General features: G+C 72.1%; 6 protein-coding genes. 5 read left to right on the forward strand and 1 reads right to left on the reverse strand.

What is annotated here, in order from left to right:
- The first annotated feature begins 6 nt into the window (after positions 1–6).
- Positions 7–1,701: a SulP family inorganic anion transporter gene (locus GB864_RS05145; RefSeq protein ID WP_160423274.1), complete on the forward strand. Its 1,695-nt coding sequence runs from the start codon at positions 7–9 to the stop codon at positions 1,699–1,701.
- Between the two features lie 10 nt (positions 1,702–1,711).
- Here the strand turns inward: GB864_RS05145 and GB864_RS05150 are convergent, their stop codons facing one another.
- Positions 1,712–2,746, reverse strand: coding sequence for a LacI family DNA-binding transcriptional regulator (locus tag GB864_RS05150; protein WP_160423275.1), 1,035 nt, complete (start codon positions 2,744–2,746; stop codon positions 1,712–1,714).
- Positions 2,747–2,908: 162 nt separating this feature from the next.
- Between GB864_RS05150 and GB864_RS05155 the strand changes: the two genes are divergently transcribed.
- The 4 genes from GB864_RS05155 to GB864_RS05170 all read left to right on the forward strand — a co-directional run bounded on the left by GB864_RS05155 (position 2,909) and on the right by GB864_RS05170 (position 10,996).
- Positions 2,909–7,108, forward strand: coding sequence for a discoidin domain-containing protein (locus tag GB864_RS05155; protein ID WP_160423276.1), 4,200 nt, complete (start codon positions 2,909–2,911; stop codon positions 7,106–7,108).
- 137 nt (positions 7,109–7,245) lie between these two features.
- Positions 7,246–7,980 (forward strand): GAP family protein, encoded by a 735-nt coding sequence (locus tag GB864_RS05160; RefSeq protein WP_336603881.1) that lies wholly within the window; start codon positions 7,246–7,248, stop codon positions 7,978–7,980.
- Positions 7,980–9,689 carry a SulP family inorganic anion transporter gene (locus GB864_RS05165; protein WP_160423277.1) on the forward strand — a complete coding sequence of 570 codons (1,710 nt, stop codon included), beginning with the start codon at positions 7,980–7,982 and terminating at the stop codon, positions 9,687–9,689. The genes GB864_RS05160 and GB864_RS05165 overlap by 1 nt, the downstream gene beginning before the upstream one ends.
- 203 nt (positions 9,690–9,892) lie before the next feature.
- On the forward strand, positions 9,893–10,996 hold the full coding sequence (locus tag GB864_RS05170; protein ID WP_160423278.1) for an AI-2E family transporter: 1,104 nt from the start codon (positions 9,893–9,895) through the stop codon (positions 10,994–10,996).
- The last annotated feature ends 160 nt before the right edge of the window (positions 10,997–11,156 follow it).

The raw sequence follows: 11,156 nt of genomic DNA on the forward strand, positions 1-11,156 counted from the left end.
GCGCCGATGGGACTCCGCGACGCAGCCCGCACCGCCTGGGGCGGGGTGCGCGGGGTCTTCCGCAAGGAGACCATCGGCAAGGATGCCGTCGCCGGCGTCGTGCTCGGCGTCGAGGCGATCCCGGACGGACTCGCGAGCGGACTGCTCGCGGGGCTGAACCCGCTCGCGGGCGTCTACGCCTACCTGTTCGGCCTGCTCGGCGCGACGTGGTTCACGAGCAGCACGCTCATGGCCGTGCAGGCGACGAGCGCGATGTCGCTCGTCATCGCCGACACCGGCATCGGCGCGGGGCCGGACCCGGCGGGCGCGCTCGTCGTGCTCGGGCTGCTCACCGGGCTCGTGATGATCATCGCGGGCGTGCTCGGCGGGGGCCGGCTGCTGCGGTTCGTGCCGACGGCCGTCATGACGGGGTTCGTCACCGCCGTCGGGGTCAACATCGTGCTCGGCCAGCTCGCGAACTTCACCGGCGCCGAGGGCGAGGGCGGCAACCGGCTCACGCGCTCCGTCGACCTGATTCTGCACGTCGGCCGCTTCGACTGGCCGACGGTGCTCGTCGGTGCAGTCACGGCGGGCTTGGTCGTCTGGCTCACCCGCAGCCGGCTGCGCTCGCTCGGGCTCGTCGTCGCGGTCGTGACCGGCTCGGCGCTCACGGCGGCACTCGACGCGTGGGCGGGCACGTCGATCGCCGTCGTGCAGGACGTCGCCCCGGTCGCGCCCGGTCTGCCCGGCCCCGTGCTGCCGGATCTCTCGCGCTGGTTCGACCTGCTGCTGCCCGCGCTCTCGCTCTCCTTCGTCGCGCTCATCCAGGGGGCGGCCGTCTCGGACGCGCTGCCGAACCCGGACGGCCGGCGCAGCGACGCCTCGCGCGACTTCGTCGGGCAGGGCGCGGGCAGCGTCCTCGCCGGGCTCTTCCAGGGGATGCCCGTCGGGGGCACCATGTCCGGCTCCTCGATCGTCGCCGCGGCGGGCGCCCGCACGAAGCTCGCGCTCTTCATCGCCGCGGGCACCATGGCGACGTTGCTCCTCGTGGCATCCGGCCTCGTCGCCTACGTGGCGATGCCCGCGCTCGCAGCGCTCCTCATCGTCGTCGGGATCAGCTCGATCAAGCCGGCGCGCATCCGTTCGGTGCTGGGCACGGGACCGTTCCAGACGGCCGTGATGGCGGTGACGTTCGTGCTCACCCTCGTCATCCCGCTGCAGTTCGCGGTCCTCGTCGGCGTCGGCCTCGGCATCCTGCTCTTCGTCGCCGAGCAGTCGAACGGGTTGCGCGTGCGCCAGCTCGATCTCGGCGGCGATGGTCGGCTCCGCGAACGCGCGCCGGATCCCGAACTGCCCGCCCGCACCGTCGTCGTGCTCCAGCCCTACGGCAGCCTCTTCTTCGCGAGCGCGCCGGTCTTCGAGCGCGCCCTGCCCGCGTTCACCCCGACGACGACGCGGTCGGTCGTCATCGTGCGGCTCCGCGGCGTCGAGCAGATCGGGCTCTCCCTCGTCGGCGTGCTCCGACGCTACGCGCACGAGCTCGCCGACCGCGACAGCCGACTGGTCCTCGTGGTGAGCGAGGAGAAGGTGCTCGCCCAGCTCGACGCGGGCGGGCTGTTGGCCGAACTCGGACCCGAGGGCCTCGTTCGCAGCGGCGAATGGGTCACCGAGGGCGTGCGACGCGCCTATGCCGAAGCGAGCGAGTGGGTCGAGCGGGGGTGAGCGTGCGCGCTCAGGCGAGCGCCGGCCCCGGGAGCTCGCCGGAACCGCGGACGATCAACCTCGGCGGGATGCGGATGCACTCGATCGGCTCCTCTGCCCCGCCCACGCGGCGGAACAGCAACTCGGCGGCGATACGGCCCATCTCCGCCGGCGCCTGCGCGACCACCGTCACCGCGGGGTCGAGCACGTCGGCGAGTTCGAAATCGTCGAACCCGACGAAGGCGAGCGGCGCGCGCGAGGCGTGCGCCTTCAGGTGGCGGAGCATGCGGATGCTCCACCGGTTGTTCCCCGTGATCAGGGCCGTCGGCGGGTCCGTCTGATCGAGCACACCCCCGATGACGTCGTCGAGGCCGTCGGCGGTCGGCGCCGCCAGACGGACCAGCCGATCGTCGGGTTCCAGACCCGCCTCGCGGAGCGCGCGCGAATACCCGGCCAGCCGCTCGGTCGCGGTGAAGACCCCGGGGTCGTCGCCGAAGAACGCGATGCGGCGATGGCCGTTCGCGACGAGATGGGCCGTGGCCGCCGCAGCACCGCCGACGTTGTCGGCGAGCACGGTGTCGGCGTCGACGCCGGGGACGGGGCGGTCGACGAACACGATCGCCCGCCCGGCGGCCGCCTCGCGCTGCAGGAGCCCGGGCTCCGTCCCCGCTGCGGGGGCGACGATGAGGCCGTCGACGCCTCGCGACGTGAACGCATCGACGATCGTCTGCGAGTGCGCCGGGTCGCCGTTCGAGCTGGCGATGAGCAGGAGCGAGCCGTGGGCGAGCGCGACGTCCTCGACGGCTCTCGCGAGCGTCGAGTAGAACGGGTCGGACTGGTCCTCGAAGATCAGGCCGATCGTGGCGGCCGTGCCTTGCCTGAGCTGCCGGGCCGCGTCGTTCCGGCGGAACCCGAGCTGCTCGATCGCGGCTTTGACCGCGGCGACGGTGTCCGTGCTCACGTACCCCTCGGCGTTCACCACTCGGGACACCGTCTTGAGGCTGACTCCGGCGGCCGCGGCGACGTCGCTCATGGTCGGTCGCGCAGGTGTCGAAGGTCCGCTCATCGAAGCCACGGTAGTGGTCCGTGCCGCTCCGAGGAACCGCCCGGTAGACACCGGCATCGAAATGCGGTTAGCATCGCCAGCATCGTCTGACAGCGTTGTCATATCCAGTGCGCAACTCGCTGTCGGCAGCCCGATCACCCGCTCGCCGAAGGAGTCGACACAGTGGAAGCCCTCGAATCACGACCTCCCGCACGGAGGGCGACCTGGAAGTCCCGCCCGCTGGCGGCCGCGCTCGCGGCCGGCATCGGCATCTCGGCCCTCTCGCTCTCGCCGGTCGCACCGGCGACCGCCGCCCCGGCGGTCGGGACGACCGCCGCCGAGTACGGTGCACCGGACGAGATCGCCGCCGACTACTACGGTGCGCTGCTGCGCCACACCCGATGGGTGAACGGGGTCTGGGACTCCGCCCGCGGCGCCTACGAGCTGAAGGACTTCAACTTCGCGGTGGTGCTCGGCAACGCCGTGCTCCTCACCTACGGCGACTACGACGAGTCCGTCGCCGGCATCCCCGAGTCGGAGCTCCGCGCGAAGACCATCGCCACGATCCGCCACTACGCGGCGAACAACCGCCTCGTCGACCCGAACGGCGTCTGGGGCAAGAAGCTCTTCTGGGACTCCACGTTCCAGTCGTACTTCCTCGACGCGGGACGCCTCATGTGGGACGAGCTCGATCCCGTCACGCAGCGCAACCTCACGACGATCGCCACCGGCCAGTCCGCGTACGCGTCCGACCTCGACCACGGCCGCGATCCACTCTCGGGCAGCTGGACCGCGGACTGGCCGACCGGCAAGCACATCGGCGACACCGCGCAGGAGGAGGCCGGCGTCTACACCCAGGCGCTCGCGCCCGGGCTCGCGTGGGCTCCGGGGGATGCGGACGCCTCGCGCTGGGCCGAGCAGCTCGCCGACTGGGGACGCAACGCCGCCGGCCAGCCGACCGCCGACCTCAACAACCCCGCGATCGTGGCCGGGAAGCCCATCTCGAGCAACACGATGCAGACGATCTACGACACGTACCTCGTCGAGAACCACGGGTCGTTCGGTCCCCACTACCAGTCGGACATCTGGCGCTCGGGCGGGCGCAACGCCATCCAGTTCATCCTCAACGACCGGCCGCTGCCCGAGATCCTCACCCACCAGCCGAACTCCGCCGAGCTCTGGGAATCGATCAAGCTCGTCATGTCGAACCAGGGCGAGCCGTTCATGCCGATGGTCGCCGACCGCGAGTTCCTCTACGGCCGCGACGTGCTGCCGATCGCCTTCCTCGGCCAAGTGCTGCGCGACCCCGACGCGGCGCGTGCCGAGGCCAACCTCGCCGCCGCGCTCGAGGACTACCAGGCCTACGCGCCCGTCGACCGGCTGACCAAGTTCTCGGGCGAGCCGAAGTACGAGCCCGAGGCCCGTGCCGAGATCGCCATCTCCTACCTGCTCCACGTCCACGCCGACGAGTCCGCGGACGGCCCCGTCGTCCCGACCGAGCAGGACGTGTTCTTCGAGCGGCTCGCAGGGGTGCGCGACTTCGGCGCCGGCCCCGGGCTCACCCTCCAGCAGTCTTCGAACGCCTGGGCCGCGGCCTCGAGCCGGAAGGGCTTCGTGAAGTTCCCCTGGGTGCCCGCCCACGATTCGTGGCTCTTCGGCGTCTCGGGTTCGACGCCGTTCCTCTACCCGGACACGGGGGCGACCGTCGACGACCGCGAGACCGCGACGTACACGGAACCCCGAGACGGGTTCGAGGGCACGGCGTCGATGTTCCGCCTCGGCGGCGACCACGCCGGCCAGGTCACCCTGCCGACGGGCGGCGCGGTCTACGCCTCCTCCGGCGCGGGCGCCGACGACGGCACCGTGGAGGTGCGCAACCTCGACATGGGCGGCTACGCCGGACTCGACGGTTCCCGCACCTACGCGACCGCCGACGGCGAGGTCACCGAGGCGCTTCCCGTGGAGCGGCCCGCCGACCCCGCCGACGTCAAGGCGGCGCGCCTCGACGAGCTGGAGTTCGCTCCCGTCGACGCCCGGTACGTCCGCGTCCAGGGGCAGCAGGGCAACGCCCGCTACGGCTACTCCATGTACTCCCTGCACGTCTACGGCGCCGACCCGGCGACCCCGACCGACCTCGCGGCGGGCGCCTCGGCGACCGCGTCGAGCGAGGATGCCGGTGCCGGCCGCACGGCCGCACGAGTGACCGACGCCGACCCGAACAGCCGCTGGGCGGTCGCGACCGGTGAGCGGACGCGCGCCGACTCGTGGATCCAGGTGGACCTGGGAGGCGAGCGCTCGGTCGGCGCCGTCCGGGTGGCCTGGGAGGCGAGCGCGGGAGAGCGCTACCTCGTCCAGACCTCCGTCGACGGCACGACGTGGACGACCCGCGCCGCCTACAACGGCGCGGCCGACGCGAACGTCGCGCGGATGGACACGATCGACCTCGCCGCAGCGGGGACGACCGCCCCGGTGACGACCCGCTACGTGCGGATGCAGGGCGTCCAGGGGGCACCGACCTACGGCTACTCGCTGTACCACTTCCGCGCGTTCACGCCGCAGGGCACCGACGCGGCGGCGGGCCGGCCCGCGACGGCGTCCAGCACCGAGAGCGGCCGCACCGCGAGCGCGGTCACCGACGGCCAGGCGGGCACCCGTTGGGCGGTCTCGCGCGACGACCGCACCCGCGCCGACTCGTGGATCCAGGTCGACCTCGGCGCCCCGACGGCGATCGCCCAGGTGCAGCTCGGCTGGGAGGCGGCCGCCGGCCGCGAGTACCGCATCCAGACCTCGCTCGACGGCGTGGCCTGGACGGATGCCGCGAGCTACCGCTACACCGGCGACCGGGTCCTCGAGACCGACGGGTCGTGGCTCAACGTCGAGGGCGAGGCGGGCTTCGTCGTCCGCGGCTCGGATGCCCCGATCACGGTCTCGCGGGAGGGCGACGCGCACCGCGTGCGGCTCGCCGACCGCGCCGACTCGCCGTTCCTGGTGGAGATGGTTCCCGGCGACGCCGCCGCGACGGCGGCGCAGCAGCAGCGCGCGGTGCCCACGACGGATCGCCCCGGCGTCGTCGCGAGCCTGCTCGATGGCTACCTCTCGCTCTTCAACCTCACGGACGAGGACGCGGACGTCACGGTCACGGTGCCCTACTCCGGCGACGCCGTCGGGCTCTTCGAGGGATCGCAGCGACTCGGGGAGTCGTCCTCGAGCCTGACCGTCACGGTGCCGGCGAACACCGCGCAGGTGCTCGCCCCGCGAGCCACCGTGCCCGCCGCGGCCGCCGCAGCCGGGGCGCTCACGGTCGAGGTCCTCGACGGTCGCGACCTGCGGCTCGCCGCGACGACGCCGACGAGCGTGGACGTGCGCAACGCCGAGAGCGGGGAGACCCGCACCGTCGCGCTCGACGGCACGCCGAACGCGGTGCCGGTCCGCTTCCTCGGGGCGACGCCGTTCCCGGTGCAGGACCTCGCGCTCAGCACCCTCACGTTCCCCGCATCGGTGCTGCCGGCCGGAATGTCGTCGCCGAAGTCGGCGGTCGACGGCGATCTCGCGACCACCTGGACCCCCGGTCCGGACGGTCGGATGGTGACCGACCTCGGCGCCCCGCGCGAGATCGGCTCGGTGCTCGCGGTCTGGGACGGTGCGGATGCGCCGTCGGCCACCGTGTCCGTGAGCGACGACGGGGTGACGTTCCGCGAGGTCGGCACCCCGACCGCCGGCAGTTCGGTCGCGGTGGGCGATCACGCGCGGTACGTCGCGCTGTCGACCGACTGGTCCGAGGGCGATGCCGGCCTGGCCGCGCTCCAGGTGCTCCCGACGGCCGACGGCACGCGACCCGAGGCGACGCTCGTCTCGCCGACCACGGCCGGCCCCTTCCGGGGTCTGCAGGTGCAGGTGGATGCCGCCGACGAGGTCGGCCTGCGGCGGATCGTGGCGAACGTCTACCGCGGTTCGACGCTCGTGAAGAGCACGCAGACGGCGCTGCACGGTGCGCGCTCGGGGTCGCACAGCGCGACGGTGGACCTGCCGTCGGGCGACTACACCGTGAAGTACAACGCGGAGGACCTCTCGGGCAACATCTCGAAGACCGGCACGTTCGCGTTCACGGTCGACGCGACCGCTCCGACCGCGACGGTGAAGGAGGGCGCCTCCTTCACCGCGGGCACGGCCGCGGGGTACGACAAGGTCAGCTTCAAGCTCTTCGACGCGCAGAAGATCGACAAGGTGTCGATCAACGGAGTCGTGAAGGACCTGACGAACGACGCGTGGTCCGACGTGAACTTCATCGCGCCCGGCGTGTTCGGTGCGGTCCGCGGCGAGAACACCCTCGTGGTCTTCGACGTGGCGGGCAACAGCACCACGGTCCGCTTCACGCTGAACTGATCCGGCCCGGCCGCCGAGGCCGTTCGCACCGCGACGCGGCGTCCACCCCGAACGGGTGGGCGCCGCGTCGCGGTCGAGGATGACCGTGCTGGCGCGCCGCGACGACGGGCGGCCCCGCCGATGCGGCAGGCTCGGAGGTGGGGGAGCCGACGGCGGTGCGCGACGCGCACCTCCACGGCACGAGCGGAACGGGGTGGGCGTTGGGCGAAGTGATCGGGGGCATCCTGCCCTACGCACTCGGGGTGGCGATCAGTCCGATCCCGATCATCGCGGCGATCCTGATGCTGCTCTCGCCGCAGGCGAAGGGCACGAGCGTCGGGTTCCTGTTCGGCTGGCTGGCGGGCATCGTCGTCGCGCTGACCGCGTTCATCCTCCTCGCCGCGGTCATCCCGGACGGTGACCCGGATGCCTCGCAGCCGATCGCCGGCACGATCAAGCTCCTGCTCGGCGTCGCCCTGCTCCTCCTCGCCTGGCGGCAGTGGCGAGGGCGCCCGAAGGCGGGCGAGGCACCGGAGCTGCCCGGCTGGATGTCCGCGATCGATCAGATGCGCGCCGGGCGCGGGTTCGGCCTCGCCTTCGTCCTAGCGGCGGTGAACCCGAAGAACTTGCTGCTCGCCGCCGGCGCGGGCGTCGAGATCGGCACGGCCGAGCTTCCGGTCGCGCAGGTCGTCGTCGCGGCGCTCGTGTTCGTCGTCATCGCCGCGATCACCGTGGCGGGGCCCGTGATCGCCTATCTCGTGGCATCCGAGCGGCTCGCAGGACCGCTCGAGTCGTTGCGGGCCTGGTTGGTGGCGAACAACGCGACGATCATGACGATCCTGCTGCTCGTCATCGGCGTCGTACTGGTCGGCAAGGGAATCGCGGCGTTCTGATGACGGATGACGCGCCGCGGCGCTCCGGGCGGTCGAAGTTCGGCCGGCCGACCGGCAAGGACGTGGTCTCCGGGTTCGTCACGGGGCTCTTCTCGATCCCGGAGGGCATGGCGTATGCGAGCATCGGCGGCTTCGCCGCTCCGCTCGGCCTCTGGTCGGGCATCGTCCCGACCATCCTGGGCTCGGTCTTCGCCCGCACCGTGCTCATGGTCACGACGCTCACGAGCGCGATCGCGCTGACGTCGTCGAGCGTCCTCGCCGGGGCCGGGCTCGACCCCGGCGACCTCGGCGCGGTCGCGACCCTCACCGTGCTGACCGGTCTCGTCATGCTGATCCTCGGGCTGCTGAAACTCGGCTCGGTCATGTCGTTCGTGTCGACCGCGGTGATGACCGGGTTCACGACGGGCATCGCGTTGCAGATCATCGCCGGCGTCATCGGCGACGCGACCGGCTTCGACCCCGACGTGCACAATACGATCGGCAAGTTCGTCGAGGCGTTCGCGCACCTGCCCGAGTGGGACTGGGCGACCGTCGGCGTCGCCGCCGCGACCGTCGCGGTCTGGGCCGTGTTCCACTTCGTCAAGCCGCTCAAGTCGCTCGCCACGCTGCTCGCCCTCGTGCTCGTCTCGGTCGCCGCCGCGCTCATCCGGGTGCCCGTCGAACTCGTCTCCGACATCGCCGCGATCAACCGCTCGCTGCCGCCCCTCACCCTGCCCGATCTCGCCGCCGTCCCGGCGCTCGCCACGGGTGCCATCGCGGTCGCCCTCGTCGCGCTCGCTCAGGCGGCGGGCATCAGCGCGGCCGTCGCGAACCCGGACGGATCCCGCTCCGACGCCTCGAAGGACTTCACGGCGCAGGGGATCGCGAACATCGCCGGAGGATTCTTCTCCGCGCTGCCGACCGGCGGTTCGCTCTCGCGCACCGGCGTCGCGACGAGCGCGGGCGCCCGGACCCGTTGGTCGGGCATCTTCGCGGGCGTCTCGCTCGCCCTGATCGTGCTGCTGTTCGGCCCGCTCGCCGGGTACATCCCGATGGCGGTCATCGGCGGGCTCATGCTCGTCATCGGCGGCGAGCTCGTCGTCGGCCGCCGGCGCGATATCGTGCTCGTCGCCCGCACCTCCTGGCTCTCGCTCATCGCCATGGTCGTGACGTTCCTCGTGACGACGCAATTGCCGCTGCAGCAGGCGATCTTCATCGGCGCCGGGCTCTCGATCGTCCTGACGGCGGTCAGCATCTCGCGCATCGGCCGCGTCGTCGAACTCGTCCCGGACGAAGCCGGCGGGTGGCGCATCCAAGATCCGCCCGCCGAGCTCGCCTCGGGCCGCACGACCGTCCTCCACTACAGCGGCGTCGGCTTCTTCGCCGAAGCGAACCGCATCGAGCAGGAGTGGCCCGACCTCGCCGGCGCGGAGCGCGCCGCGATCGTCCTGTCGATCCGGGCATCCGCGGAGGTGCCGAGCGCGACGTTCCTGAAGTCGCTCGACCGCCGGGTCGCCGCGCTCCGGGCCCAAGGCATCCCGCTCGTGATCGCCGGCGTCGCGCCGTCGACGCACCGCCTCCTCGAGCGGACGCACGCGCTCGACGTCATCGGCGCGGACAATGTCTTCGAGGAGACGCCCGGGCTCACCGTCGCGCTCGACGCGGCCTACGAGCGCGCCGAGGAGCTCCGTGCGGCGGCGACGGACCCGTCGGCACCGGCGTCGGACTGACGGTTCCGGAGGATCCGCCCGTCCCGCCTCGCGTCGTCCGGCAGGAGGATTCCGGCCCGCCTGCCGCCCCGGGCGGGCCTCCGCAGGCAGAATGGCGGATGACTCGGCGACGTGCCCGCATCCGGCCTCGGCCGCGCGGCGAATCGCGCGGAGCATCCGGTGCCCCGGTCGCGGGGCGTTCGGGCCCGGCGGAAGGGGAACGCATGGACACGGGTGGGCGGCTGGAACGGCGACGACGGGAACGCGAGGACGAGGGCGGGCAGAGCACGGTCTCGCGGTACCCGATGCGCTGGGCGTTCCTCGTGGGCATCGGGCTCATGGCGGCGGCGGTGCTCGGCTTCGCGGTCTTCAACCTGCAGTCGGTGCTGCTGTCGATCTTCATCGCGACGTTCGTCGCGCTCGGGCTCGATCCCCTCATCCGCTGGTTCCAGCGCCGGGGGCTGAAGCGCGGCACGGCGATCGTCACGGTCATCCTCCTGTTCATCCTCGTCGTCGTCGTGATCGTCTGGATCGTGATCCCGCCCGTCGTCTCGCAGGCGGTCGTGCTCGCGCAGTCCCTGCCCGGGCAGATCGCGAACGTGCAGGACACCGACTGGTTCAAGAACGTCGACGACGTGACGAACGGGCTCGCCACCACGGTGCTGCAGTGGATCGGCACGACGCTCAGCGACCCGAACTTCTGGACGAGCGTCGGCAGCGGCGCGCTCGCGTTCGGCGCCGCCGTGCTCGACGCCGTCTCGACGGGCTTCTTCGTCTTCATCCTGTCGATCTACTTCATCGCGACGCTGGATGCCACGAAGGCCGCGTGCTACCGGCTCGTCGCCGCCTCGCATCGCGACAACGTCATCGGCTACAGCGAGCGCATCATGGCCTCGGTCGGCCACTACCTCTCGGGGATGGTCGTGCTCGCGTTCTGCAACGCCGTGTACTCGACGATCCTGCTCTACGCGGTCGGCGTGAAGTACGCCCTCATCATCGGTGTCGTCGCGCTCTTCATCACGCTCATCCCCCTCATCGGCACGATCATCACGACCGTCGTCATGACGATCGTGGCACTGCTCGTCTCCCCGACGGCGGGCATCATCGTGCTCATCGCGATGCTGATCTACATGCAGGTCGAGGCGTACATCCTCACGCCGCGGGTCATGTCGAAGGCGGTGCAGGTGCCCGGCTCGCTCGTGCTCATCTCCGCCCTCGCCGGCGGCACCCTGCTCGGCCTGCTCGGCGCGCTCGTCGCGATCCCGATCTCGGCGGGCATCCTGCTCATCATCAAGGAAGTCGTCGTCCCGAGGCAGGCGAAGGCATGACCGCGTCGTCGGAGGGACGCGGCGAGCCGGGCACGCCCGAACCCGACGGCGCCGTCGCGGCGGGACTCCCGCCGGACGCGCCCGGGGCGGCGTCGGCGGCGAACGCACCGGTCCCTGCCGCGGTCGTCCCGGCGTCGGTCGCCGCGCCCCCCGCACCCCC

The sequence above is a fragment of the Agromyces seonyuensis genome (assembly GCF_009789225.1).
In the GTDB taxonomy this organism is placed as follows: domain Bacteria; phylum Actinomycetota; class Actinomycetes; order Actinomycetales; family Microbacteriaceae; genus Agromyces; species Agromyces seonyuensis.

Bases quoted from the DNA above. Each gene is read 5' to 3' on its own strand.
- GB864_RS05150 (WP_160423275.1), bottom strand. From the start codon at position 2,746: ATGAGCGGACCTTCGACACCTGCGCGACCGACCATGAGCGACGTCGCC.
- GB864_RS05145 (WP_160423274.1), top strand. From the start codon at position 7: ATGGGACTCCGCGACGCAGCCCGCACCGCCTGGGGCGGGGTGCGCGGG.
- GB864_RS05170 (WP_160423278.1), top strand. From the start codon at position 9,893: ATGGACACGGGTGGGCGGCTGGAACGGCGACGACGGGAACGCGAGGAC.
- GB864_RS05165 (WP_160423277.1), top strand. From the start codon at position 7,980: ATGACGGATGACGCGCCGCGGCGCTCCGGGCGGTCGAAGTTCGGCCGG.